19 protein-coding genes and 1 pseudogene are annotated in these 26268 nt (G+C 56.1%); 7 read left to right on the top strand and 13 right to left on the bottom strand.

The features are described 5' to 3' along the window. Nucleotides 1-701: 701 nt before the first annotated feature. The 3 genes and pseudogenes from NG895_RS30495 to NG895_RS21010 all read left to right on the top strand — a co-directional run. Nucleotides 702-2615: a C2 family cysteine protease gene (locus tag NG895_RS30495; RefSeq protein ID WP_279676583.1), complete on the top strand. Its 1914-nt coding sequence runs from the start codon at nt 702-704 to the stop codon at nt 2613-2615. Nucleotides 2616-2758: 143 nt separating this feature from the next. Continuing rightward, nucleotides 2759-3037 (top strand): hypothetical protein, encoded by a 279-nt coding sequence (locus NG895_RS21015; protein WP_252854498.1) that lies wholly within the window; start codon nt 2759-2761, stop codon nt 3035-3037. A gap of 558 nt (nt 3038-3595) precedes the next feature. Beyond that, a pseudogene (locus NG895_RS21010) lies at nt 3596-3990 on the top strand (transposase); the annotation flags it as partial. 254 nt (nt 3991-4244) lie between these two features. On the opposite strand, the gene NG895_RS21005 reads toward NG895_RS21010, so the two are convergent. The 6 genes from NG895_RS21005 to sbnA all read right to left on the bottom strand — a co-directional run bounded on the left by NG895_RS21005 (nt 4245) and on the right by sbnA (nt 10211). Continuing rightward, on the bottom strand, nt 4245-5135 hold the full coding sequence (locus NG895_RS21005; RefSeq protein ID WP_252854497.1) for an SDR family oxidoreductase: 891 nt from the start codon (nt 5133-5135) through the stop codon (nt 4245-4247). 377 nt (nt 5136-5512) lie between these two features. After that, complete coding sequence (locus NG895_RS21000; RefSeq protein WP_261361661.1) at nt 5513-5737, bottom strand: hypervirulence associated TUDOR domain-containing protein; 225 nt, start codon at nt 5735-5737, stop codon at nt 5513-5515. A 28-nt stretch (nt 5738-5765) separates the two neighbouring features. Next, nucleotides 5766-5987 (bottom strand): DUF3891 family protein, encoded by a 222-nt coding sequence (locus NG895_RS20995; RefSeq protein WP_252854495.1) that lies wholly within the window; start codon nt 5985-5987, stop codon nt 5766-5768. Continuing rightward, nucleotides 5984-7495 carry a type III PLP-dependent enzyme domain-containing protein gene (locus NG895_RS20990; protein ID WP_252854494.1) on the bottom strand — a complete coding sequence of 504 codons (1512 nt, stop codon included), beginning with the start codon at nt 7493-7495 and terminating at the stop codon, nt 5984-5986. Before NG895_RS20990 ends, NG895_RS20995 begins: the two co-directional genes overlap by 4 nt. Then, nucleotides 7492-9186, bottom strand: coding sequence for an FAD/NAD(P)-binding protein (locus NG895_RS20985; protein ID WP_252854493.1), 1695 nt, complete (start codon nt 9184-9186; stop codon nt 7492-7494). Before NG895_RS20985 ends, NG895_RS20990 begins: the two co-directional genes overlap by 4 nt. Continuing rightward, a complete protein-coding gene (gene sbnA, locus NG895_RS20980; RefSeq protein ID WP_252854492.1) occupies nt 9183-10211 on the bottom strand; it encodes a 2,3-diaminopropionate biosynthesis protein SbnA in 1029 nt (342 codons plus the stop codon). The genes NG895_RS20985 and sbnA overlap by 4 nt, the downstream gene beginning before the upstream one ends. Nucleotides 10212-10339: 128 nt before the next feature. Between sbnA and NG895_RS20975 the strand changes: the two genes are divergently transcribed. Then, nucleotides 10340-11383 (top strand): SDR family NAD(P)-dependent oxidoreductase, encoded by a 1044-nt coding sequence (locus NG895_RS20975; RefSeq protein ID WP_252854491.1) that lies wholly within the window; start codon nt 10340-10342, stop codon nt 11381-11383. Nucleotides 11384-11926: 543 nt separating this feature from the next. Here the strand turns inward: NG895_RS20975 and NG895_RS20970 are convergent. The 5 genes from NG895_RS20970 to NG895_RS20950 form a co-directional block, all read right to left on the bottom strand. Beyond that, complete coding sequence (locus NG895_RS20970) at nt 11927-12823, bottom strand: PP2C family protein-serine/threonine phosphatase (RefSeq protein WP_252854490.1); 897 nt, start codon at nt 12821-12823, stop codon at nt 11927-11929. Between the two features lie 274 nt (nt 12824-13097). Then, nucleotides 13098-13301: a hypothetical protein gene (locus NG895_RS20965; RefSeq protein ID WP_252854489.1), complete on the bottom strand. Its 204-nt coding sequence runs from the start codon at nt 13299-13301 to the stop codon at nt 13098-13100. Nucleotides 13302-13336: 35 nt separating this feature from the next. Beyond that, on the bottom strand, nt 13337-13813 hold the full coding sequence (locus NG895_RS20960) for a COG1470 family protein (protein ID WP_252854507.1): 477 nt from the start codon (nt 13811-13813) through the stop codon (nt 13337-13339). 414 nt (nt 13814-14227) lie between these two features. Beyond that, nucleotides 14228-14413 carry a hypothetical protein gene (locus NG895_RS20955; RefSeq protein WP_252854488.1) on the bottom strand — a complete coding sequence of 62 codons (186 nt, stop codon included), beginning with the start codon at nt 14411-14413 and terminating at the stop codon, nt 14228-14230. A 1662-nt stretch (nt 14414-16075) separates the two neighbouring features. Then, entirely contained in the window at nt 16076-16621 is a 546-nt protein-coding gene (locus NG895_RS20950; RefSeq protein ID WP_252854487.1) for a hypothetical protein, read from the bottom strand. A gap of 551 nt (nt 16622-17172) precedes the next feature. Between NG895_RS20950 and NG895_RS20945 the strand changes: the two genes are divergently transcribed. The 3 genes from NG895_RS20945 to NG895_RS20935 all read left to right on the top strand — a co-directional run bounded on the left by NG895_RS20945 (nt 17173) and on the right by NG895_RS20935 (nt 21716). Then, nucleotides 17173-17979 carry a glucose 1-dehydrogenase gene (locus tag NG895_RS20945; protein ID WP_252854486.1) on the top strand — a complete coding sequence of 269 codons (807 nt, stop codon included), beginning with the start codon at nt 17173-17175 and terminating at the stop codon, nt 17977-17979. Between the two features lie 68 nt (nt 17980-18047). Continuing rightward, nucleotides 18048-19652 carry an alpha-amylase family protein gene (locus tag NG895_RS20940; protein WP_252854485.1) on the top strand — a complete coding sequence of 535 codons (1605 nt, stop codon included), beginning with the start codon at nt 18048-18050 and terminating at the stop codon, nt 19650-19652. A 3-nt stretch (nt 19653-19655) separates the two neighbouring features. Continuing rightward, entirely contained in the window at nt 19656-21716 is a 2061-nt protein-coding gene (locus tag NG895_RS20935; RefSeq protein ID WP_252854484.1) for an amylo-alpha-1,6-glucosidase, read from the top strand. Between the two features lie 530 nt (nt 21717-22246). On the opposite strand, the gene NG895_RS20930 is transcribed toward NG895_RS20935, so the two are convergent. Together NG895_RS20930 and NG895_RS20925 are read right to left on the bottom strand one after the other, a co-directional pair. Beyond that, entirely contained in the window at nt 22247-24676 is a 2430-nt protein-coding gene (locus NG895_RS20930) for a GH92 family glycosyl hydrolase (RefSeq protein WP_252854483.1), read from the bottom strand. A 27-nt stretch (nt 24677-24703) separates the two neighbouring features. Beyond that, on the bottom strand, nt 24704-26122 hold the full coding sequence (locus tag NG895_RS20925) for a sugar porter family MFS transporter (protein ID WP_252854482.1): 1419 nt from the start codon (nt 26120-26122) through the stop codon (nt 24704-24706). Between the last annotated feature and the right edge of the window lie 146 nt (nt 26123-26268).

The following is a 26268-nucleotide window of genomic DNA, read 5'->3' as shown; positions in this document are numbered from 1 at the left end:
TCGCATCTACACTCCGCTGGTAACTCTGCGGGTCTTTCTTGGCCAGTTGCTTTGCGCAGACCCTTCTTGCCGGGCCGCCGTCGCACGGTTGATCGCCCACCGTTGTTCTCGGGGCGAGACGCTCTGCTCTCCGAGAACGGGCGCCTATGCGACTTAGCGAAATGCCTTGGTACCCTGTGAGTGCCTCTACTTGCGCACGGACCAATCTGCGGTTCCACATGGGTCAGTTTCCTGGTCTGTCACGGCTCGGCGGGCGTCATCCATTTGAGTACGCTCTTGCTTGCCCCTGATCTGCAGTCGGTGACCACCACCGCTGCGCCGAACGCCGATTCCTTCGAGCTGGCCGACGATGCATCCGCGTCCAGGAAGAAAACCGCGCAAGACGCGTCGGTGTACCTCGCCTCGTCGAGATTTGGCTCCGGAAAAGTCGTTTTGGCTGGACAATACCCGTAGCCCTTCCTGTCGGCCGCAACGCCGTGGTCTGCCTTGGGCGAAAGTTTTTCTTTCAGCCGACCCGTCGCTGTAACAGACGGACGAGTACAGCGTAAGTGATTCCGGCGAAATCATAACGCCGTGCTGCCAGCAGGTAGCACCGAGGCAGGGACTCTTGCCCTTCATCGCCCGATTTATCGCATTCCCCTTTTGTCGAGTCGGAAATGCGATATGTCGAGGGCGGTCTCGTACAGCGATAGGAGAAAATGATGAAGAATCGCAAGCATCGACCGTGCGCCGGACGTACTCTCCAACACGGCTTTGAGGACCTGGAACAACGACTGGCATTTGCGGCCACCGCCACGTCCCTCCCGACCACGAACGACGATACGAGTTATCATGCGCCCCATGCGCAAGTGGCAACGGGAATTGGCTATGATCAACAGAACGGGGCACTGAACATCTATGGGAGTGAGGCAGATGACAAGGTGGAAGTCTCCCAGAGCGTTTCCCAGGTGGACCTCAATACTCCGCCCGTGGTTCTGACCATGGTATCGCTTGGCCATTATGAGATGGTCGAAGGTGAGCGAACCTTCGTGGTCACCGAAACTCAAGTAATACCGGGTAGTCCGGCGGCCATTTACGTCTGGGGGTACGGAGGAGATGATGAAGTCTATAACCACACCAACATCCCCATGACGGCAAACGGCGGCGCGGGCAATGACCTGTTGTCCGGCGGCGGTGGCAACGACACGCTGAACGGCAATGCCGGTAACGACAGGCTTTGGGGCAATGGCGGTAACAATAGCCTGAACGGCGGGTCGGGTGACGACGCACTCTACGCCGGAGCGGGCAGCGACAGCCTCCACGGTGGCAGCGACAACGATGTCCTGGTGAGCATCGGCGGCGGTCTGGCCATCCTCGCGGGCGGAACCGGTACCGATGGCTACTGGATTGATACTAGTGAGGTGGTGAGCGACGCTTCGAGCACCGAAATCGACGCTGGAAATATCCACACCATCGACCAGTTTATGGGCTACAGCTTTGATGGTGGTGATACATCCGCGCCCGTCGGGAAACAGCTGAATGGTGGCAATCTCACCGATCCGCTTGCCATCTACAGTTCCGATCCTGATAAGTATGTTCCGTTGCATCTAGAGAACTTCTCTTCAAACCCGCTGTTCGCTGAAGGCGGTCCGAGAAATGACGACGTAAAGCAGGGATCGGTCGGCGACTGCTACTTCATGACCACACTGTCGGCCATTGCTCGTGCGAAACCAGAGTATATCGAGCAGATGGTGGTTGACTTGGGCGATGGCACCTATGCAGTCCGGTTCTATGACAGCGGACAGGAGGTGTACGTCCGTGTCGACGCCGATCTGTATGTCACCGATAACGGCACCCTGCGGTACGCCAAGCTTGGCAATGACAACGCGATGTGGGTTGCCATTGTGGAAAAGGCATACTGCTTCTTCCGCAAAATGCAAGGGACGTACGCGTCGATCGCTTCCGGCAACGGAACCGTCCAGGATCACTTGAATCTGGCAAAGATGAGCTACAAGGTCGAGGACGGCGTAGATGCTCAACAAGTGATCGATTGGCACACCAACGGTTCACCTGCGGGACCGTTTGCCGATGCCGTCGAGGCAGGCGCTCTCAGCCTGTTGCAGTGGATGGACAATCAACTCGCCGAAGGTCAGGCGGTCTACACTGGCGCCCGTTCAGGAGTCAGCGACAACACGCCGCTTCAGCTCGACGACCCCAATGTTGACGGCAATCAAAGCACGTTCCGTCGTGGTCAACACATTTATATGGTGGACAGCGTTCTGAAGGACGGCGATGACAACATCATCGGCGTGAGGCTCTACAACCCCTACGGTTGGTATCACACCCTCACCGACTTTACCCGCATCTACTTCTGCCTGAGCGCGGGCGCTTCGTTCCAGGTGAACCCTGGATTGAAGATCGTCGACCATAGCAACATGGAATGGAAAGAAGAAACGTCCGTCGTGCTCCCAAACAATTGGTTCGGCACCGAGATGCCCGCCGTGCAGTCCAAACCTGAGGTGAGGAAGATAGCGACAGCAAGCACTACCCGAACCTGGACAGGTAGTACCGCTATCAAGTCAAAGCACGAAGCAGCCGTGGACGTGGCTCTCGCGGAGGTTTGGGGCTGGCGGTAGGCAATGCACCTTAGGCGTACATAAGTCGCTTTCCGTGCTTGTAGTAAGTGACACCGAATCCAAAAATGTCATATTGACGGCATCCAGTGCATCGACGAGTTCCTCTGCTGCCGAGCGGTCTCTTTGTTGGGAGTGATGAAACGATGTGCAGAACACAAATGATGCTGGCGACGTACGCAGTGATTGCAATATTTGCTGCCACCGCTAATGCACAAACTCTTCTTTTCGACTTCGAAGATGGCACGGACCAGGGTTTTGGAGCGAAATTCAGTAGCGACGTCTCTGAGACGTTTCCCATCATCAGCATGGGCGACAGCAATCGAATGGAAGTGCTCCGCAACGGCGACTTCCAGAAAGCGGATCGCGGTAGTGGCGGCGACGCCCCTGACTCACTGTCGCCACTGATCTATCGGCTGGACTAATACCAGCGGATTGACCAGTCTCCATAGAGGTGCTTTGAATTGCAGCGAATGGGCGACCTCCAGTCTGGGTACCGTAGCTGCAGCGGTCGGTTTGTGGCGAAGACACTTCCCGCAATTTGCAGAATCCGCAAACCGTGTCGGACGATGCAACGAATGGCACGTAGAAACGCACAACCTCTTTGCAGCTAGATGCCTAGCTTCGCTATCGCAGTACTGCATGCCACGCATTAGTTTCAAAGTGATGTCGCCAAAGAAGGCCTCGCTTGCTCGGATGGTATTTGCACAACCCTATCCTCAGCAAGGAGGCATCACAATGCGACGTTCTAACCCCACGCGTGTACGCCGGCGAATCAGCAGGCATATCCACAACACATGCATCAGAAAACGAGCCTGGGCTTCCCAATAGCAAGAATTGCCGCCATTTTCTCCCTTTCGTGTGGCGCCGTTTTGGATCTGGGCATCTGTCGATACGCCGGCTAGGGCCAAGGAGAGTTAAGCGTCTTTGGCCAGCTCATGGCGTTTTTCCAGGCAGGTGATGTAGTGCTTAATACAGCTTTTCGCGGACAGCGTGTCGTGGCAAAGGTTCCTCACGGCCATTGGAAGACCACCACCTTCGTTGGGGCGTTGCGGGCCACCGGCATCACAGCCCCGCTGGTCGTGGATGGCCCGATGAACGGAGACGTATTCCTGGCCTACGTGCGTCAGCACTTGGTACCGACCCTTCGTCCCGGCGACACCGACATTCTCGACAATCTCTCCAGTCACAAGCGAGCGGGGTTCGAGAAGCGATTGAAGTGGTTGGCGCGAGACTGTAATATCTACCGCTCTACATCCCCGACCTCAACCCGATCGCGCTGGCCTTCGCCAAACTCAAGGCACTACTCCGCAGCGCCGCAGCGCGAACGATCCCCACTTCGACTCATCTGCTTTCAGGAGAATTCGGGCATGATTGAGTCGACGAACATCGGCCTTGCCGCGACGCAGCAAGGCCTCCAATTCATCACGTTCCGCTAGCTCCAAAGTCACGCGATACTTTTTTGCCATCGTCAGCCTCCTTGCCGGGATGTTAGAATCTCACCGGAATCTGAACAGAATTCATCCTTCAGATCAAGACTGACAGAACACTAGAATGATTCTCAGTCCATCTGGAGCACTCAAGGCTAGCAGCGGTGTGTTCATGCGCATCCTCTGCCGCGCACAAAAGCAGTTAAACGGGGGTCCGCCCCCCGGTCGCGCCAAAAACCTCCCCGGTGACATAACTCGCCGAGGGGGACGCGAGCCAAACGTAGAGTGGAGCCAGTTCTGCGGGTTGCGCTGCGCGGCCAAAGACAGTGTTGGAGCCAAATTGCCGAACTTTCTCCTCGTCTACCGAGCCCGGAATCAGTGGCGTCCAAACCGGCCCTGGCGCCACAGCGTTGACACGGACCCCGCGATCAATCGCCAGCTTCGCCAGCCCCTTCGTCATGCCGATTAAGGCCGACTTTGTCACGGCATAGGGAAGCAACTCCGGAGAGGGATCGTAACCCTGAATGGATACGGTGTTGATGATGCTGCCCCCGCAAGACAGCTTAGGAAGAGCGCCTCGCGACAACCAAAACGGGGCGTACACATTGGTCTTGAGAATCCGATCGAACACTTCCGTCGAGAAACCGTCGATCTCCTCCCGCGTCACCTGGTATGCAGCGTTATTGACGAGGATGTCGAGTTTGCCGAAGTGCTGTACGGCATCGCCAATCAGCTTCTCGCAGAATGATTCGCTGGTGAGGTCGCCAGCAATGCACAAAGCCTTGCCTCCAGCTGCTTCCACGAGCTTGCGAGTAATATCAGCGTCTGTGTCTTCCGAGAGATAACCAATGACGACGCTCGCCCCCTCGCGGGCGTAGGCCAGGGCCACGGCGCGGCCAATTCCGCTGTCGGCTCCCGTTACCACGGCCGTGAGTCCAGTCAGCAGCCCGGCGCCTCGGTACGATTCCTCCCCATGATCTGGACGCGGGTTCATCTCGCCAGTATGACCGGGCATGTCGATAAGCTGTTGCTGATCGTACGGAGGCTGAGCGTATCGTGTTCGCGGATCAACAAGTTTCACTTCTTCAGCCATCATGACCTCTCCTCGATCGTCAAGTTTTCAGAACTTCTATCACGCCTTCGCTCGGATCGGCGGGCATGGATCGCCGGTGCAGCCGGGCGTATGGCGAGTAGAGCGATTTTTACCTGATCCAATCGGGCTGTCCGTCTTCCCACCACAATGGTCCCCGCTCTTCCAACTGTACCTTCGCTGCATGGACACGCTACCGGACGAACCGAAGCCCAATCGCAGTTAACACTGCCTTCACCGCCCGACGCGCGGCCATTAGCTCACGGACCAGCAAGTTTCGCTCGTTCAACGATTACGCGGGATTGGTTGCCCTCCAAAGAACTCGGTCTACGACGGTGTACCGACCGGAGTATGCAACCTCTCTATTTTTTCGCTTTGAGTCAGCCATACGCCGATTCCAGCTCGCTTTTCAATTTGAGCACGCTTCCACCATCGTCGCCATCGACGTAGCAGGCCGGATTCTCTTCTGAGCCGTCCCGAGTGATATCGCTGCCGTCAACCTTGCGGGCGACCCTCAAGTTGAAACGACTTTTCACGCTCCCATGTCCAAAATCGTTTCTCCACTTCCATTTCACTCTCTCGCCTTCTCTGCAAGAGTGCGGCATCCGGGCTCTCCTAAGGGAATGGTTAAAGTCACCATGACGACGCGACGGTGGGCGAGCAACTACAAAGCAAAACCTGTGCCGCCCGGTCCCATACAACAGTCAATACCCCTGAAATCAGATTGATGATCATCTCGAACCAGTACGGGAAGCGACGCTCCTCGGTAGACTCGCTAGCTACCTTCGCCGCCAGCAATCCGTGAGCCGGCTGGAAGATCACAATCCACCCTTCTTCGCAAGGTTTGACAATCATTGAGTGGCTTCGCTTGGTAGTTCGTCGATCTTGTCGAGACCGAGCATCTCGGGGAACTCTGGGTCGTAGATGACATTCTTTGCCAACGGGAACTGATGCGAGCGGCTCTCGAAGAAGTGCATGAAGTAGCCGGCGGTGTTAGGCAGCACGACTAAATCGCCAACTCCTATCCCCCGCGGGAAAAGCAATCTCCGCTTGATAATCAGGTCCGATTCGGTGCAGTAAGCGCCAAACAGGTAACCGGTTTGGTGGCCAGGCTGAGTGAGATGGCGACCTTTGCCTCTGTGTTCGACCAACACCGGATCGACGCAGAAGTCGACGCTCGATGTACGGCACTGCGTACTATTCATGGCCAGCAGCACCGCAATGTCGCCGCCCCAGAGTGGCTTGACGCCTTCCACCCGGGCAACGGTCAGCCCGGCGTCGTCCAGTAAACTCCGTCCCGGCTGGCACCGCAATTCAAGGCCGCGTGACTTCACTTGCCGAGCGATGCATGTACCATCGATTTCAGTGTCGAGAATCGCGGCGAGCCAAGCTTCTCGCGTGGGCTGCTGGTAGAACGGGTAGATACGCGGCTCCCCCAGCACATGGTCGCCGTGGACGAAGCGGCCCAAGGGATCGTTGCGATATGTAACCTCCCCGCGTTTCGCCGTGATCGCGCGTTCATGCTCCTGCCAAAATTGGGCCCAGTCAGCCTCGTTGGCGAGATAGCAGACAGGAAGTCCGCCGCCGATGTCAAGAAACGAGACAGATTCGCCGGCACGTCGCAACGAATCAACAAGCGGAAGCGACTGTCGGATCGCCGATACGCGCTCCGAAGCACAATAGCCATCCAAATGAAAATGCAGCCCGGCGATGCTTCGCCGGCTCGACCGACGTTCTTGGAGGAAGCTCAGCAACTCGTCGATTTGATCAATGTCGAAGCCAAACCGCGAATGGAGTTTCTCTCCCTGGTGGCTGAATCCGCTGATGCGCAGTGCCAGCTCAGCAGTTGAGTTCTCTTCCCTGAGCAGAGAGTCGACCGCCGTTAGTTCCTGGAAGTTGTCGATAGCGATCGTTACGCCCGCTGAAACGCAAAGCTTCAGCAGATCGGCACCTTTGACCGCGGCCGTGCAAATAATGTCGCCTGGACTCGCTCCGCGTGACAGCGACTGCTGAATCTCTTGGCTGCTCGCACAGTCGAGTCCGAGTCGGGCATCGACTGCGGCATCCACGAATGCGAGGCATTTATTGGCTTTCCTAGCGAAGAATGGGCGAAATTGCACGCTTCGCTCGGCGGCGACTCGCGAGAGCGCTGCAGCATGGGTAAGGAAGGGCGTGATGTTTACGACATTCAGTGGCGAACCGTACTGATCCACCAATGGGTGCAGGCTTTCGTCTTGCAGGAGGATCCGCATCCAATCGGCGATGCGTCCTGGAAGCGGCACGACGCCACAGCAACCATCGCGCGGCTCTTCGGTGTTGAGTTCAGGTGCATTCTCCTGCGGAAGGGCAATCTTTACGCTCACAGCGTACTCCTCTCAACCCGTTGCAACTGCTCGACAATGTTACTCGCCCAACGGCTGGGTCCATCGTGCAGCTCGGAATTCAATGTGTCGTTGCCTAAGACTGCGCCTTCCGTAGGTCGCCCGACGAGCGTCACGCCGCACAGGGTTTGGCCTGTGGCGGTAACGGGGCGTCCCAGGCGGTCTATCCGGTAGCCGCAGCCGCTAGCGTGGGGCACGAGCTTACCGCGCTGTGCGAGCGAACGAAGCGGTCCGTGGGGATTTGACGACGCGGGACTGGGCAGAACGGCGTTAATATGGCGATCGATTCTCACGATTCGGCATCCACAGTTGGTCCGTAGTTCTCTAAATCCCGACTCGTGGGAAGCTACGTTCCCTTGCAAAAATTCCAGATCTACCAATCCGCAATCGACGAGTGATAGAAACTTGCGGCAGTTCTCTACCGGCGGACCGAACGCAATGCGTTCCATCTCGGCGGCCAAGGTGCGAAAGTGAGGCCACGAGCCTTTCGTCAGGCCGTCATGGCTGATTAAGCCGACCAGCGTCGGGTACAAACGACGCCAAGCCTCGCCCATCGCCCACGCAGCGTCGGGTTCTTTCTTTCCGGTGGCGACCTCGACCGAGGCAGAAATCTGATTACGGAGTTCATCGCCACTGGGACAGCAATGCAGCCATGACTTGAACCACTCCGCCGCCCCCGATCCGCCGACGGCCTGCAACGCGGCCTCGGCGGCAGCTTCGACTAGGGGCCAGATCTCATCGCTAAAACCAAGGGGACGAAGATGTGCTAGCGCGGCTAGTCTGCCTGAGTGATACTCCCACATTTCTTCCAGGTTCGACACGGACATCTGACGAGCCATCGGCTTGGAGAGCATCGGACGTCCGCTGCGCGAGTACGGGTAGATTCGCGCAGGTTCATTCCCAGAAGTCTGATAATGCCAAGCCTTCTGGCCCGGTCGGAACACCCCGCCACGGCCCTCGGTAAGAGCGAGGATCGCGTCGATAGCGGTTAATCCGATACCGCGTAGAGCGACGTAGCTCCGGGCTGGCGCCATTGCCAAGGAGAGTTGAACATCGGTTGGGTAGACATGAGAGATGTCGAACGACCCCATCTGTCGCCCGTCGGTAGCCGTGCCACGCCATCCCTCGTGTCCTACCGCGAGTAAGACTTCATCAAAACCGTGATAGCCTCGCCCGTTGTCGGTAGTGACTCGCCATCCGATGTCTGTGTCAACCAGGTCGAGGACCTGCTCCTTGATCCGGTCGACGGTTCCATGCTTTGAAAGTCGATTCATCGTCGTTAGGTAGCTGTCGTGCAAGTATTCGCCGACGATCGCTCGCGGCACGAATTGGCCCGCGGCGGCAAACTCGGGGTGCTCCTGTCGCAGCCACTGCAGCAGACTTGATCCATCGGCCTCGCTTTTCCGCACGTGGATGTGCTCGGCGGCGAAGTTCATCCGCAGATAGTGGGGCTGGCGTGAGTCGTAGACGACTCCGGCGCCTGGGAACTCGGCGGGTTCGAAAATTGCAACCTGCAATGGCCGTCCGAAATTTCCTTTCTCTAATAGAGTCGCCAGTTGTTGGATGCAGAAAAGCCCCTTGGGGCCGCAACCAATAACAGCAACTCGAAGTGGGGTGAGCGGTCGATCAAGCGTGCTTGCTACGGCCGTCCCACGTCGGTCAAGTGCACTCATGGTTGCCTCGCTTCCATCGAAATCGGCTCATCGGAGTGAACGAGAGAAGCTAGTTCCCCGGCGGACACCCCTAAGTTGGCTTCGACCCACGCGTCATCGAAAATGGTGTTCAGATAACGTGTCCCAGAGTCGTGCAATACGGCGACAACAGTCTTGCCGTCAAGCTGGTTCCACATCGAGCGGATGGCTGACAGCACGCCGCCTCCCGAACCGCCCGCCAGAATCGCCTCACGGTGAGCCAGACGGCGGCACTCGATCACGCAGTCGAGATCGGAAACCCGTCGCACCTCGGTATTCCGACTCTCCCGCGCGAGTGGCGGAATTCGACCTGCTCCGAGCCCTGGAATTAACCGACGCCCGGCGCTCCCGCCAAACAGTACGCTGCCGAAAGCGTCCACCGCGATCAGTTTGGCGCGGCGCCCTCGCGATTTAAGCAATTCTTGACAGCCCTGGAGTGTGCCAGTGCTGCTGACCGCCACAAAGACATAGTCGTAGGCGCCCTGCAACTGATCGTCTATCTCGGAAATTGTGCCCGTGCAATGGGCGCGAGGATTGGCGGGGTTCGCATATTGATTTGGCCAGAAGCTGTTAGGAGTTGTTTCGAGCAGGTAGCATACACGCGCCAGCCGGGCGTGGAGAAAGTCACCTCGAATGGGCGTCGTCACCACGTCAACCTGGGCTCCATAAGCTCTCAACATCGCCAGGTTCTGCGACTGCGTGCGTGGGTCAACGACACAGATCAATGGTAACTTGTGGTAGCGGCATACCTGCGCCAAGCCAATGCCCATGTTCCCAGAGGTGGACTCAATGATCGTTGTCCCTTTTGTCACCAACCCCGCCGCCATAGCGGCCTCAAGCATCGACCTCGCCGGGCGATCTTTGGCGCTACCCCCTGGATTAAACGCTTCCAGCTTGGCGTACAGGTGACCACCACTTAGTGGGCAGTAGCGAGTTAACTCGACCAGAGGTGTTCGGCCAATGGTCGACAGTATGCCGACTCCGGTGCGAAGATTTGATCTTTCCATGGTTGTCTTGAGGACCCAAGGAGAAGTAACGGTTAGTGATTTTGCTTACTTAGTTTCGCAAATGGCGCGCCATGTGCGTCGCCAGCACCGCGAACTTCGCCCCCTAGTCGAAAGCTGGAGAGCTAATCATGAGATTGACAAAACTCGCGATGATCGTAGCAGGCGGATTGGCGGGAGTGCATCTCGCCAAGAAAGCTGTTCAGAGAACGCGACACTTCGATTTTGAAGGCCGTACCGCGCTAGTAACAGGCGGGGCAAGAGGCTTGGGGCTCATCCTTGCACGTGAACTGGTCAAGCGGGGAGCGAAAGTTGCGATTTGCGCCCGCACCCGTGTCGACCTGGACGCGGCCGAAGCCGAACTCGTGGCGATGGGGGGCGAGATCCTAGCCGTAAAATGTGATGTTCGCAACAAAGACGACGTCGATGCGATGGTCGAACTGGTCAGCGATCGCTTCGGTCCCGTCGAATTGCTGTTCAATGTAGCCGGTATCATTCAAGTCGGGCCGCTCGACGCAATGACCATGGACGACTTTCGTCAGGCTATGGAAACTCACTGTTGGGGAGTCCTGCACACGGTGTGGGCTGTGCTGCCGGCGATGCGAAAGCGACGCTGGGGACGGATCGTCAATGTCGCATCACTCGGAGGCAAACGAGCCGTCCCACACATGCTTCCCTACAGCGCCAGCAAGTTCGCTCAAGTAGGCCTAAGCAATGGTTTGCGAACCGAACTGCTGAAAGACGGCATCTATGTGACGACAGCTTGCCCCAGCTTGATGCGGACCGGCAGTCCTCGCAATGCGATCTTCAAGGGACGCCACCGCGAAGAATACACCTGGTTTAGCATTGGCGATTCGCTTCCGCTGGTCAGCATGAATGCTGAGGTGGCCGCAGATCAGATAATTCAAGCGTGCCAAGACGGCGCCGGGGAAGTTGTTATCCGCGGCATAGCGAACCTCGGCGTCGTGCTCCAATTGGCTCTCCCCAATGCGACCCGTTTTGCGCTAGCGCAGATAGACGCCTTGCTGCCGGTCATGGGGGGCAATGGCGTCCAACCGGCTCGCGGTTACGAAAGCCAATCTTCATGGTCTCCTTCCTGGATCACTCATCTTAGCGACGAAGCCGCCCGAAGGAACAACGAGATGCATCCCCATCCACTGAATGCAGCAGAGTGACCCACCTAAGCTCAACAAGACAAGCTGGCCCTTATACTCCGAGGACAAGTCAAACTTATGGCCACTGCAATACCTGAAAGCACGAATGCTGTGACCTCACGAGAAACCTAAAAGTTGGTCAAGACGTAAGCAATACCACCCGATCACGGGCAAGAAGGACTCGATATGCAGAAACTCTACTGCGAAGGTGCGGAGTAGGTCAGACGTCGAACGCACAACAAGTGCGGGTCATTGTCGATTGGTTTGCTTAAGTATTCACCACAGCCACACTCGATGCACCGATGACGTATTGCAGTAACTGGGGATGAGTTTTTCATGATTGCCAGGCGGCTCACTGGAGACTCGATCGTGGCACTGGTACTCTCAGCCACGGTGGCTTACTCCTGGAATTGAGGTTTATTCGCAAAACAAAATCAAATCCAAGTAGGCCGTCCTTTTCAAGACTCCTCATCCACAGTACTCTGTTCTATCTCGGCAGCCGATTCGCTTTGTCCGTCGCTCAGTTTCTCGTTGCACCGCGGCGACACACCTGAAACCACTCACTCAGCTTATCGCTGCGACTAAGACAGTAATGTTGTCTTTACCACCTACTCGAAGAGCGCATTCAATTAGCTCGTCGACCGCTTCTTGAGGTCTACCAAATCGTTGCAAGGTCTGAGAAATCTCGGCGTCACTCACCATATCTGTTAGTCCGTCCGAGCAAAGCAACAGTCGATCGCCTGCGTCGACGCGTACGTGGTGAATTTGCGCCGAGATATGTTCCTGTTCACCGCCCAAATTGTTGAGCAGCAAATGGCGGAATTGCTTGACGCTGGGTGGGGCTTTGCCCGCATCCACCAAGGCTTGTGCTACCGTCTCATCTCGAGTGATTTGCCTCAACTCCTCTTGCCGCAATGTATAGGCACGAGAGTCGCCGACATGGATCACCAGTACATCATGACCAAGGCATAGCGCAGAGGTCCATGTGGTTCCCATGCCGGCCAGAGCTGGGTCGGCCTTTATGTATTCTCGAAGAGTCGACTGCATTTTGTCGACGTAGGCACTTACGCGCTGACGGATTTGTTGGGCTTCAAAGTCTGTGAAATTCATCACCCAACTCGTAGCCTGTTTGGCGAGGTCGAACATGGTCTCCAGCGCCAATCGACTGGCAAACTCTCCGAACCGTTCACCACCCATGCCATCGGCAACAATCAGTGCGTAGACGCTGTCGTCGCTCAACTCACAACCTTCCCTTTCCAAGTTGGTCATCAACAGTTCGCTCGACCGGCGTCGTTTTACTACAGCGTAGTGATCCTCGTTGTTCGGCCGGACATGACCAGGATGTGACGCCGCGCCGAACTCATACCATAGCTGAGTTCCAGCTGGAGCAAAGAAGAAATCCGCAAACCTGTCATCCGTAAGGTAGTCGTCCGTGTCATCGAGATCTGAAGGTTTGGCCACAATCCAATCTCCGCTTGTCACATATCTGGCTATTCGGGCACGAGGTTCACCTTCGCACAGCGAGGAGAGATTCGCAACCACTTCTCCCTCCGCCTTTATACGCTTTATGCATGCTGTGCGGAGTATCGATGTTCGGATCGAGTCAACCAACCTTGTGGCAGGCTCACAATTCGGCGAGAGACACTTGATTCCAAACGTCCGTAGTGCCTCCTTGAGCGACCAGGACTTGGTCCCTGCACCACGCGGTCGGCCGTTGACTGTCGTTAGGGCACCGTTATTCAATCTCCGTTACATCTTCGTGGTCGATCTCATCCTCGTCCGTTTCGCCCGGGTCGGCCCCCGATGGGTCTGCCGAAACCGGGGGAGCGCTGGATTCGGCAGCTGGGGCGATTGTCTCCTCCGTCTCTGTTTCGCAACCAGCCAAAGGTATGCATAGGGAAAGAGTGATAATCGAGTGAGAGAATAGCTTGCGTAACATAAGTGGAATTCTCCAATACGGATTCTAGAGAGTTACTAGTTGCCAGAAGAGCCATTAGAGCTCTCTCCTAGCAGATAAGTGGGCTCTTGGCTCTGCACAGTTCCTTCGAGGCTGTCGCTACTTACATTAACTTTGATGAGGGCTTCTCCAGAACCCTCGGCGGCAGCGATCAGCTTCCATTCGAGTTTCTCTCCCGGCATGACTTGTTCGACCGCCTCAAAACTAACTTGCCGCCCGTCGGCACTGGCAGACGTTTCGCCACTAGCCTGCTGGAACTCGAGATTGCCAGGCAGTTCCGCGGAAACTTGCACATTCTTGTCGGGAGCCTTCCCTTGGTTGAAAACGACAATCTTATATACGACCTGGTCTCCACCCCGTATCGGATCTTGTTGGTCGACCACCGATACACGTAGTGCTGGTACTGCAACGATTGTGGTTTGGGCGTTCGCCTCACTCGAAGTGAGAGCTTCCTCTCCCTCGGATGTTCGACACGGGTCGCACAGGCTTGCCATGTCCGGAGCTTGCTTAGTAATTTCAAGGTCGGGTTGAATGAAGCTGGTGGCGGCCGAGAGAGATACATTCTTTGGTACAATGCGAAACGTTTTAGACGCTGAGACGGCATTCCGCTTCTTTCTGCTCGTCTCCAACTGCTGTCATCGTCAGCTGAAGTGATTTTCCAGCTGGAAGCTTGTCGATGGTCCACGACTTCTCCTCAGAACCAGTTGGCGGCGAATACTGCTCGTCTGACTTCCCACTTTGACCGAAAGACTGACTACTACTTTTCGATTGTTCTGGCTCCGTCAGGCTGGTGGCTCGAATCTCAATCGGACCTGTGAGTTTTGCCTCGAGTTCGATCTCGACATGTCAAACTCACGCCTCTTGTTCAGAAGCGTGACGGAGATGTCGTAAGTTTCCCCAACCCTTACTTATTCGGGGGCGTCCAGCTTCAGCTCGCGCAGTTGGTCGGCGCCGGGGATCGCTTGAGTGCTCTCGGACGACTGGGCTGAATCGGAGTTTATTTGTTGACTCGAGGCGATGGCGGAGAAAAACGCGAACGCTACGGTTAGCACGGTCACGCCAAAGGTGGCTTGGAGAAGGGATATCTTGTTCATGGGTAAACTCTGGTCGGGTGATATCAAAATTTTTGATGTTTGACGCCAGTTCAACCACGCAACCTGAATGCCATAGAGTCAAATTGTGTGAGAACCGATTTGTATTAACTTGGGCATTCCCGACCGGCAACGACGAACCGGATTCCACCGACAGACCGCAGTTCATCTATCTATGTTTAACTATCTACTGAGGGTACCGCACCGAATTGAGAGACGGTTCGCCCTGCAGGTAACGAGCCCGGCAGGCAAGTGAACGTCCTGCCAGCGAAGCGTGACCGCTGTCATCCGACGTGCTGAAAGCTACCTTTCTCTTCGCACTAGGTGAGCAACTGCAGCCCATCATGGCCGTCTGGCGGCCAGCTGATCACTACAGATGGCCGCGAAGCTATTTCGCGCAGGCTGGGCGGTCACCGTTGTAGTAGTGCGGGAGCGGCGGCAGGGAATCGATGGCCCAGGATTTGCTCAAGTTCGGCACATTAACGTCATGCACATCTAGAAACCTGCACCCATGATTCGTTGCGAGGTCGACCATCACCACTTTGACCCATCCAAGGTTAAGACATTCTTCATCAGATAGGTGTGGTTGGTTACTTGCCTCCCTGGATCAGCACGGTAGAAACCAGGAGATGAAAGTTGGGTAAATGCTTAACCTGCGGCAATGAATACGATGCCACTTTTGGCGTTGTGAAGAAAGGGCAGACTTACACATTTGATTCTTTTGAATGCGCGATTGCAAAGCTCGATCCTACATGCGGAGCATGTGGAACGAGGATCATTGGACACGGGCTACAAAGCAGCCAGCGGTACTTTTGCTGTGATCACTGCGCCGAGCGTTCCGGTGCAACAGTACTCAAAGATCGAGCCTAACAGGCAAGCGTGTTCCCACATCTTCCAATCCAGACGCAACCACTCGTTGTATCCTACTTCGGATTGCGTCGTGCAATCGGCATGAGTGGGCTCTTGCTGCCCATTGCTCTCGGGCCGATCGGATGGTGGGTGTTTGGAATACCTATCCAGGACAATCTCAGCAGTTACTACCACACCCCGCTTCGGGATGTGTTCGTAGGAACTTTGTTCGCTATCGGCGTATTCCTATTCTGCTACAGAGGACACGATTGGGCGGAAAACTGGACCGCCAACGTTGGTTGTGCCGCAGCCATGGGCTTAGCACTGCTGCCTCTCGATCCCCACAGTGATCCACTATTGCAACGTTCTTGGGTAGGGTACGCGCACACTATGTGCGGTGGGGTGTTTTTTCTAACTTTGGCGTTCTATTCGCTCGTCCACTTCCCGCGTTCAAATACACCACTTGGTGACGAAAACGACTTGGTCCGAAACTCCGTATACCGTGCCAGTGGTATTGTCATACTCTTCAGTCTCCTCGTGATGAGCGCGTACCTATTCTTGCTTAGTCCGTCACAAAGGGCGCATTTGGATGAATACCATATCTTACTCTGGGGTGAGTGGGTAGCAGTGTGGGCATTCTCAGCAGCCTGGTTGACAAAAGGTCGGGCGTTGGTGGCGGATTTGGCAGTGGGAGCAGTCGCCGCAACAGCCAATGCAACAATGCGGAATAGGTCCTAATTGTTCAGAGCAGTCAGTGAGCCCGTACTGGAGCCATGACGATGCGGAGACTTACTGAACATTACGCGAATCATCCAGCTAGCGGGTCGTCACTGCAGGCAAATTTGTTGCGGGCATTGGTTCCCTCGCGTGTGCCTCGCAAAACAGCGTCCACCGCAGCGCGTTGAGATGTCGTCGGGTGATATCGATTTGCGACTGAAGGAACTCTTGGCAGGTAGGGTCCATAGACTCCGCAGTGAGAGCAGCTAGATAAGCATAAAGTAAGTGCTCCTCGATTTCTATCAGCGACTCCGATAATGACCGCTGAGTGAAACGATCTGAATCCATCACCTCCACTACAGCCAATTCATCATGCACACAGGAAGCTGGTATGCCACCGAGCAAATTGATACGAGCTTCTAACTCAACATGGCTCTGCCAATGCCGTTCCCTCACGGTTCTCAATCTGTCCGATTCCGCCGAAGTACTGGCATTCGCTGCGGCGGAGTCATAGGCCAACACCGCAATCTGCTCACTAGCGTGCAGTCTCTTGAGCAATTCAACAATCAGTTCGTTAATCACAGTTCCAGATGTTGAGAGAATGGCGAGTTCAGCGACCTCGACCGTTGCATCGATTGCGCGCATGAAAGGCAAGTCTTGTGCCGCACCGGTGCAAATGCAGGGGCGACGGACGACTATTGGGCCCAATTCTGCTACTGTCTGGAGCTCACTGGCCAGCGCAGCCGACGCGCAATTGCCCGTCGACCTTGGACTGGGTGAGTCCTACCAGTAAGCAACGATGCAACCAATGTGGTTACATCGCCGCCTGCTGGAACCACTCACCATGCCTATGTGCTTCAGAGCTTAGCGTGTAACCTTGCTTCGGCACTTCGAGTAGCTACGCACCATGGTCAGTCGGTCGCAGTGGACGCGTTTGAAGTCTAACGGCGCAATCGCCACTAGAATCTAGGTCAAGTAGCGGTCTGCTTGTTGGTGGCCCGCACGTCTACGTGGTAGCTTTTCAACCATTGATTTGGCGCATGTTGCTTTCGCAAGATTAGAATCGAGCCTAATATCTCTGGTGCCCCGAACATGGAACGGAGTTTGCACCATCTGTGTCGAGTCTACATGCACGCACCGAGGCAACACACCGCTCGAGCCGACTCCACTGCTCCCCGAGAAAGCAACTCTTTTTCATGTCTATCTCGCTCTCTCAACAGGTCGCCATCGTTACCGGGGCATCTTCAGGAATCGGGCGGGCGATCGCGCTTGCCATGGCCAAAGCAGGGGCATCAGTGACTGTGGATCACTATCGCGATGGCACTGCCGCTAGCGAGGTGTGCGACGAGATCATTGCAACAGGTGGGCAGTCTCTCGCCATTGATGCCGATGTGAGCAATGAGTCGGAGGTAAAGCGGCTGTTCTCCGAAACCATCGACCGCTTTGATCGCGTGGATATCGTAGTTGCTAACGCAGGTATCCAGCAAGACGCTGCTCTGGTGGAGATGTCTTTGGAGCAGTGGAATCGTGTGTTGGCTGTGAACTTAACTGGACAGTTCTTGTGTATTCGCGAGGCGGTGAAGCAGTTCCTCCGACAGGGGGTTCGACAAAAGGTCTCCCGCTCCGCAGGTAAGATCATCTGCATGAGCAGTGTGCATGAGATCATTCCGTGGGCAGGACATGTAAACTACGCGGCAAGCAAGGGTGGCCTCAATCTGCTAATGCAATCGACCGCTCAGGAAGTCGCTGACCAGTCGGTTCGTATCAACAGCATTGCCCCAGGCGCGATTCGCACGCCTATCAATCAATCGGTGTGGAGCCAACCCGAGGGTCGTGCTGGGATGTTGAGATTGATACCAAAGGGAAGAATTGGCGATCCACAAGATGTGGCTAAGGCCGCAGTGTGGTTGGCTTCAGACGAATCGGACTATGTTCATGGGACCACGCTATTTATCGATGGCGGAATGACGCTGTATCCTGGCTTCTCTGAAGGTGGCGGATGATCACTCACGGGTTCCAATAGCGAAGGGAGCAAAGAGCCTTGCAACAACTTTGGTATAAGAATGCGATCTTGTATTGCCTAGACGTCGAAACATTCCAAGATTCGAACGGTGATGGTATTGGCGACTTTCGTGGGCTGAACTCCCGGCTCGACTACTTGTCCGGACTCGGGGTGACCTGCGTGTGGCTGATGCCATTCTACCCGACGCCAAACCGTGATAATGGGTACGATGTAAAGGACTATTTCGCAGTCGATCCACGACTCGGGGACCTTGGCGATTTCGTCGACTTCGTCGAGGCTGCTGAAAATCGAGGAATTCGTGTGATCATCGATTTGGTGATCAATCACACCTCGATTGAGCATCCCTGGTTCCAGGCGGCTCGCGAGTCTCCGAGTTCACCTTATCGCGACTACTACGTGTGGAAGAAAGACAAACCGGAAGACGCCGACGAATTCCTCGTGTTTCCGGGATTTCAAGAAACCAGCTGGACATACGATCGAAAGGCCAAGGAGTACTACTTCCATCGCTTCTACGAGCATCAAGCAGAGCTAAACATCGCCAACCCCGCCGTGCGAAATGAGATCCGTCAAGTCATGGCGTTTTGGCTAAGGCTGGGTGTGTCAGGATTTCGTGTGGATGCGGCGCCCTTTCTCATAGAACTCAAGTCGCTGGACGGCGCCGAGGTAGACGAGCCCTACGAATACCTGACAGAGTTCCGCAACTATCTATCGTGGCAACGCGGAGACGCAATTCTGCTGGCTGAGGCGAATATCAATATGCGAGAAGCGCCAGACTACTTTGGGAGTGGTGACAAGCTGCACATGATGTTCAACTTCGTGTTGAATCAACATGTCATGTATTCGATTCTAAAGGGCCACGCTTTGGCAATAAGAGAAGGCCTGTATAAGCCACCGACCATACCCAACAAGTGCCAGTGGGCCAACTTTCTTCGCAACCATGATGAGTTTCCCGTCGGGCGTTTAAGCAAGAGTCAGCAGGAAGAGATCTACGAAGCTTGGGCCCCCGAGGAGTCGATGCGTATTTACGACCGCGGCATTCGCCGCCGTCTGCCGCCGATGCTGGAAGGCAATGAGAAAAAACTGAAGCTCGCGCACAGCTTGCTGTTAACACTCCCTGGTACGCCGGTGATACGCTACGGGGAGGAAATCGGCATGGGGGAGGACCTTTCCTTGCCCGAGCGAAACAGCACGCGTACGCCGATGCAATGGAGCGGTGATAGTAACGGTGGCTTCTCGACGGCCAACCGGGACAAATGCATCCGCCCTCCGATCAGCCGTGGCAAATTCCGCTATCAACAGGTGAACGTTGCCGAGCAGCAACGAGATGCCGACTCTCTGCTAAAAGTTACCGAGCAAATGATTCGCGCTCGGCGCGAGAATCCGGAATTCGGAACAGGGGAGTGGCAAATCGTAGAGACAGGTGACCAGCATGTTATAGGGCATCGCTGCGGATTAAATGGCACCGTAGTTGTGGCGGTGCACAACATGGACGATGACCAGAGAACCATCTCCCTCGACCTGGCTGACTTAGCTGGATGGAGTTTCCAAGAGATACTCTCCGACGATGCCTACGAGATCCCCAAGACAATCGAATCGGCAATTGACGTGGGCGGATTGGGGTACCGCTGGTTTCGGTTTGAGCAGAAGGAATAGCACGTGCCAGAGCAAAGGGCAACTGAACTGGTTACTCGCAAACCCGCGTGGTCATCCGATCCGGCTACGCTCGCTTCGCAGCTTTTGGAGCGAGAATGGCTCGTCACTCTCGGCAACGGCGGGTATGCCAGCGGAACCGTCGGAGGACCACCTAGTCGACGGCACCACGGACTGCTTATTGCAGGGCTGCCTGCCCCTTATGGCCGTACACACACGTTAAGCCATGTGCGTGAGGAAGTGATCTCGAGTGATGGCTCACGTGAACGATTGTGGGGCCAACACCTTCTTGGGGAGTCTCCAGAGCTGCACGGCAGCGAAAACTTTGAGAGCTTCTTTCTCCAACAAGGACTACCAAATTGGCACTACCGTGTTGCCAATACCCTCATTCAGAAGCGGATCGTTCCAGCCTTTCGAGAAAACACACTGGCCGTGTGCTACGAAGTGCTCGATGGTGACGAAGCGGTTTCGCTCGACTTGCGGCCAATGATCCAGTTTCGTGGCCATGACGCCCCGGTGAACACTCCTGTGGAGAACGGAGAGTGGAGTTTCCGCACAGATGGGCAAGTGGAGGTGTTGGCCTCGAACGCGAATACACCATTGCGTTTGAGGCTAGATGGGATGGACTTCCGCTGCTGTGATGACGAGCTGCGAATCGAAAACAGCTACTACGGTATCGAAGATGAGCGGGGCTACGACCATGTCGGTTCTCTTTGGAGTCCCGGTCGCATGCTGGCAACTCTGACGGCCGCAAGCCCGATCTGCCTGCTGGTCTCCACGGAGCCATGGTTGACGTTCTCTAAGCATTCCATGGAGAAGTTGACACAAAGGGAAATGGATCGTCGGGACAAACTGTTGGAGATTGGAACCCAGGCCACGAGCCGGTTACACCGAGAGCTGGTGTTGGCCGCGGACCAGTTTCTAATCCGCCCAGCCTATCGAGCCGCTGACCACAAGCAGATGCAAGGGCAGCATTCGCATCCCGATCGTCGCTCTGTGATTGCGGGATATCCCTGGTTTACGGACTGGGGGCGAGACACGATGATCAGTCTGCCCGGCCTTGCATTGTCGACGGGACGATTCGATGAAGCACGTCGCATTCTGCTGACGTTCGCCGACTATGTTCGCGATGGCTTGATCCCCAATCTTTTTCCCGAAGGAGCCAATGTGGGCATGTACCACACGGCGGACGCTACCTTGTGGTTCTTTCAGGCCTTGGCTGCCTACCACAATTGCAGAGATGATGGCGAGCTTATGGCCGAGTTACAGCCGGTACTGACGGAGATCATCGGGGCACATATTGGAGGAACTCACTACGGTATTGGGGTGGACGCCAACGATGGGCTACTGCGTCAAGGAGCCCCGGACGTGCAGCTCACCTGGATGGACGCCAAAGTTGGCGACTGGGTGGTCACCCCACGTCGCGGCAAAGCGGTAGAAATCAACGCTTTGTGGTTTAATGCATTGCGCCACTATGAGCAGTGGATGAAGACGCTCGGTCACGAACGTTTGGCGAACGAAGCAAGGCAGGCAGCCGACCGAGCTTTCAAGTCATTCAATCAGAGATTCTGGTTCGCGTCGGGTCGCTATCTGTACGATGTCGTCGACGGCGAGTCCGGTGACGACCAGTCGTTGCGTCCCAATCAGCTGTTTGCCATTTCGCTTGCGTACCCCGTGCTCGCGCGACAGCATTGGCAGGCGGTGGTCGAAAGGGTATCGGCCGAGTTATTCACACCTGTGGGCCTTCGCTCCCTTGCCCCTTCCGACCCCGAATATAAAGGCGACTACACAGGCGATGTGTGGGCACGCGATGCCGCGTACCATCAGGGTACTGCATGGTCATGGCTGCTCGGGCCCTACCTGGAAGCTTGCGGCAAACTCGAGGTCGAACCACAAGAGTTCAAGTCGCGGATATACGAGGCACTCGACCGGCATCTGAGCGAAGCCTGTATTGGCCAAGTGAGCGAGGTCTTCGATGGCAATGCGCCCCACATGCCCCGCGGCTGTTTTGCTCAGGCTTGGAGCGTGGCAGAATTGCTTCGTACAGAAGTAGGCACGGCCCTCTAGGTAGTTCGCGACGCGAAAGCACTCAACGATGCAGTTCAAAGTTTCCCAAAAGATTCTTAAGACTTGCGACATGTTCTTCAGCCTGTTTGGCTTCCTCAGAATACACTTGCCACGATTGAGAGTGCCTTTGTGCGGCGTCTCTCTTCGCAAGCCGCTTGAGCATTCGTAGCCCCTCCTCCATCAAGCGACGGGGTCACTTTCCTAGCTTCTCTAGCTGGAACGGCGGCTAGCTGAGTGACGCAATCAGAGATCCATACGTTAGCAATCGGGGATGTCACGCCCTATCAATGGGCTACTAAGCTCGTCGATCGCGAGCCCAGTTGAAGAACCGGTCGAACTGTGCTGTCGGGCTTTCAGGTGACGTCGCCTCCCCATGTGGCATGCTGAGCTTGCGCTTCTTCTCTTACGTCACCCATAAAGAGCGGAAAATCGTGAGGCCGCCGGTAGTCGACAGATCGAGTCCAATGTTGATGCAATGCGGGAGAACTTTTTGTTGTCTCTCATCAGCACACAAGGCAGCGGAAAAAACGCTAATCAACGAGTTGCCTGTTGGGCTCATCGGTTAGCTCGACTCGCAAGCGGCCTCCACGCACGATGTCCGCAAACCGCAGTTGGATGCTAGTAATTGACTCGCCATTGAGGTGCAGGCTATGGATATAGGTGTTCGCCTTGCTATTGTTTTTCGTCTCAATGACAAAGGTGTCGCCCTCATAGTATTTAGCGTTCAGGTGCAGCGTGACGCGATCAAACAAGGGGCTGACAACCTGAAAGCCAGGCTCTTCTGTCGTTAGCCCTTTCACATCAAATAGGCCCATCGATGCCATCACATACCAGGCGCCCAACTGACCTTGGTCCTCGTCTTGGCCGTAGCCATACCCATGGATGCCGTCGATGCCGTAAAATTCGTCGCAGATAGTTCGCATCCATTTTTGAGAGAGCCACGGCTTTCCAGAGAAGTTGAACAGACCAGGCATGTGCAAGCTTGGCTGATTGCCATGATTGTATACCGCACGGACGCCGGCGAAGGCGTCAATGGTTTTGCCACCTCCGAAGACGTCCGCACGGGACCGTACGAATGTCTGGTCGAGTCGATCGTTGAAGGTGTCGCGACCGACACGCGAGATCAGTTGCTCGATACGATGAGGGACGTACTGGGTATACTGTTGTGCGTTGCCTTCTTGAAAGCCGATCCATGGCGTCAAAGGATCGAACGGCGTGATGAAACGTCCTTGCTGATCGCGTGGCCGGACGAGGCGTCGCTCGTCGTCGAACAGTGTCGTCCAATTATCAGCCAATGACGAGAGACGCTCTGCATCGGCATGATGACCGAGTTGCTTTGCGAACTGCGCAGCAGCGGACGCGCTGAATGCATACTCCAGCGTATGGGAGGCAGCAAAGCCCGACCCCTCGGGAGTCGTTTGATACCCGAGTTCGGGCAGGTAGGGAGAGTAACCACGCGTGAGAAACTGATCGACGTCTAGCTTGCCAGCGCCTGCCGGACGACCGCGCCCTTCCAGCTCGTTCTTTCGCGTGGCCTCCCATGCCAACGGAACATCGTAGTCGCGAATTCCGCACTTATAGGCCGTTGCGATGAAAAGGCCTGTGAAGTTAGTACCGACTCCTGACACGTAACGGCTGCAAGCGATACCGTCGCCCAGCCAACCTGTTTCGCGGTATACTAGCAGTTGGCTAGAAATCCAGTCGGAATAGTACTCCGGGTACGCGAGGGCCCATAATTGCGACAGGTTCCAGAATGCTCCCCACACTGCATCTGTATTGTAGTGATTGTGGACGGGAGTGCCGGTCTCATCTAGCGGAATCTGACCGACCGTTCCTTCGTTCTTCGGGTAGCTACCGTTGCAGTCGCTGGCCAATCCGCGCCCGAGCAAAGCGTGAAACAGGCCTGTGTAGAATTTTACCCGGGCTTCGCGGGCCCCGCCCTCTACGCGGACCCGTCCGAGCAGGCTCTCCCACGTGCGTTGGGCTTCGGCACGAGCGTTGTCAAATGTTAGATCACGCGCCTCCTGCTCGAAGTTCATTCGGGCATTGGCCACTGACGTGTAAGACAACCCCACCTTCGCGTGCACGATGGACTCTTCGCGGGTATCAAACGTCAAGTACAGCCCAGCTCCAGCGCCGGATTGCTCGCGTCTACCGGCAAAGACCTGTGCGCCATCGAAGGTGCCATACGATGTGGGCTCACGATCGACCCGGGCGCTGAAGTACATCGTGATGGTTGCACCCGGCTGATAAATGTCTACGTATGCCGGACGAGTAGCTACCCAGCCTTCAATTCGGCCGTCGTCGGCATATGTTACGGAGGCGTCGACCACTGGCCCGCTTTCGCCCATCCGCGTACCAACGTTAAAAATCAGGTGGGCTTGCTCGGTTCCCGGGTAGGTATACCGATGCAGGCCCACGCGTGGGGTGGCTGTCAATTCCGCCTGGATGTCATAATCCTTGAGCCGCACACTGTAGTACCCAGGCTCGGCCGTTTCTTCCTGTTTATCGAAGCGCGACCGATAGCCGCTATCTGGATCCTCCAGATTCCCCGGCACAGTCTGTAATTCGCCAACCGTGGGTGCGAACACCACGCCGCCAATCTGAAACTCGTGAAAGTGCGCAAAGCCCTCGATGGAGGTGTGTCGGGCGTCGTATCCAACTGCCTCCCAGCCGCTGGGGTTTCCGAGGTGCCCGTCGGTAGTGGGCGCAAGTTTCGCCATGCCGAATGGCATGGCGGCGGGAGTGAAGAAAAACCAACGCGAATGGGCGGTCCCGATTCGGGGATCGACGTAATCGATGAGGCGGTGGTCTCGATCGGGCTCAGCCGCAAACAGTTGTGAAGTCGCGACCAGTAGCGACGGCAAGATGACCAACACGCACGCAATGACGTGCCACCGAGGCCGTACGGCCTGCCGCGTGGAGGAAGTCCAAAGTTGCAGGAAAACGCGAATGCACATGATATTTACTTGAGCATGGAGTTGTAATTATACGCCTGCAGAGCGGCCAGTTGATTGAGGCGGTTGTGGAGCCCCCCACTCTTCGCCAATTTCCTCAAGCGACTTGCCCTTGGTCTCCGGCACATAAAGGGCAACAAAGATCAGGCCGCACAGACTGAAGAAACTATAAGCAGAGAAAAGCGTTGCGGGCCCCACTGCGGGGTTGGCATTGAGCCAGGGAAAGGTCTGGATGACCACAAAGCAGGACGTCCAAATGGTGAGGGTGGCCACGGACATTGCCGCGCCTCGAACCGACGTTGGAAAGATCTCGGAGCAGATAATCCAAGGGAGTGGTCCTAGCGCCATCGCGAACACTGCGATGTAGCCGATGATTGAAACAAGAAGGGGTAATCCGCCGATACCGTTACTGAACATCCACGCCGTCGTGGCAAGTGTCACCACTTGGACCACCAGCCCGAATAATAGCAACGGCTTGCGTCCCACGCGGTCGACACCCGCGAGCGCTACGCCCGTGGCCACCAAGTTCACAAGGCCGACCAAGACCGACGACGCAAAGGCATCCTCAATGCCAGCACCAGCAGAAGTGAAAATCTGCGTGGAGTAGTACATCACCACGTTGATACCGCTGAACTGCGAGACAGCCATTAGCACCACCGCGATTAGCAAGGGGCGGCGATACCGAGGATTAAACAAGGAGGCAAAACCACCCTGTTCCGCGCTTTTGGCGGCGAGCATGTCTGCGAGCAGAGGTTCCACTCGCGTGCTTCCGGACAGTTGGCCGATGATTCGCCGAGCGGTGGCGAGGTCCCCGCGGCTGGCGAGCCAACGGGGGCTCTCAGGTGCACGGGTCAAGAGCAGCAGCAGTACCCCAGCGGGGATCACCTCGCTCCCCAGCATCCACCGCCATCCGCGCAGGGTATTCCATGTGTCATCGCCAAGTGACTGAATTGCGGCATTCACGAATAGCGTGAGAAATATCCCCACGACGATCCCCAGCTGAAACAGTGCCCCCAACGTTCCTCGATACTTCGCGGGAGAAAGCTCGGCGATATACACGGGGCATACCATGGAGGTGACCCCGATGCCGACGCCGCCGATCCAGCGGGCGACTAGGAACTCAGTGAAGCTATACGGTACCGCCGACAGGATGGCAGAGACCGCAAATAAGATGGCGCTGACAAACAATACCCGCCGTCGCCCGAAGCGGTCGCTGAGTGCTCCCGCTACCAGTGCGCCAGGAATGCAACCGAGGATGGCACTTGCCCCGGCCAACCCTTCCTGGAAGGGGCTAAGAGAGAAGCGCGCGGTCAGATACTGATTCGCACCGTTGATAACAGCGGTGTCGTAACCGAAAAGGAAGCCACCGAGGATGGTGACGCCCGCGACCAGCAGAAGCACCAATCGGTCTGGGGAAATTTCACTTGCGTGCTCGGCCTGAACGGTCATCGCGGTGTAGTCAGGAAGAGGAGGTCAGATTGCCGCAAGCGGGAAACAAGCCACTTGACGCGCGTTGCGATAATGTCATAATGTATAAACATTCGATCATTTGTCCAGCCGGCGTCGGTGCTTTTCTAGGATAATTGACGTGCTTA

The organism is Aeoliella straminimaris (genome assembly GCF_024054565.1).
GTDB classification, from domain to species: Bacteria; Planctomycetota; Planctomycetia; order Pirellulales; family Lacipirellulaceae; genus Aeoliella; species Aeoliella straminimaris.
The sequence above is the reverse complement of the archived record's forward strand: the minus strand, read 5'-3'. Positions and strand labels throughout refer to the sequence as shown.

Coding starts and splice junctions, on each gene's coding strand:
- NG895_RS20925 (WP_252854482.1), bottom strand. CDS start 26,122: ATGACCGTTCAGGCCGAGCACGCAAGTGAAATTTCCCCAGACCGATTG.
- sbnA (WP_252854492.1), bottom strand. CDS start 10,211: ATGGAAAGATCAAATCTTCGCACCGGAGTCGGCATACTGTCGACCATT.
- NG895_RS20950 (WP_252854487.1), bottom strand. CDS start 16,621: ATGCGCGCAATCGATGCAACGGTCGAGGTCGCTGAACTCGCCATTCTC.
- NG895_RS21005 (WP_252854497.1), bottom strand. CDS start 5,135: ATGGCTGAAGAAGTGAAACTTGTTGATCCGCGAACACGATACGCTCAG.
- NG895_RS20955 (WP_252854488.1), bottom strand. CDS start 14,413: ATGAACAAGATATCCCTTCTCCAAGCCACCTTTGGCGTGACCGTGCTA.
- NG895_RS20965 (WP_252854489.1), bottom strand. CDS start 13,301: ATGTTACGCAAGCTATTCTCTCACTCGATTATCACTCTTTCCCTATGC.
- NG895_RS30495 (WP_279676583.1), top strand. CDS start 702: ATGAAGAATCGCAAGCATCGACCGTGCGCCGGACGTACTCTCCAACAC.
- NG895_RS20930 (WP_252854483.1), bottom strand. CDS start 24,676: ATGTGCATTCGCGTTTTCCTGCAACTTTGGACTTCCTCCACGCGGCAG.
- NG895_RS20945 (WP_252854486.1), top strand. CDS start 17,173: ATGTCTATCTCGCTCTCTCAACAGGTCGCCATCGTTACCGGGGCATCT.
- NG895_RS21000 (WP_261361661.1), bottom strand. CDS start 5,737: ATGCCGCACTCTTGCAGAGAAGGCGAGAGAGTGAAATGGAAGTGGAGA.
- NG895_RS21015 (WP_252854498.1), top strand. CDS start 2,759: ATGTGCAGAACACAAATGATGCTGGCGACGTACGCAGTGATTGCAATA.
- NG895_RS20975 (WP_252854491.1), top strand. CDS start 10,340: ATGAGATTGACAAAACTCGCGATGATCGTAGCAGGCGGATTGGCGGGA.
- NG895_RS20960 (WP_252854507.1), bottom strand. CDS start 13,813: ATGGCAAGCCTGTGCGACCCGTGTCGAACATCCGAGGGAGAGGAAGCT.
- NG895_RS20995 (WP_252854495.1), bottom strand. CDS start 5,987: ATGATTGTCAAACCTTGCGAAGAAGGGTGGATTGTGATCTTCCAGCCG.
- NG895_RS20985 (WP_252854493.1), bottom strand. CDS start 9,186: ATGAGTGCACTTGACCGACGTGGGACGGCCGTAGCAAGCACGCTTGAT.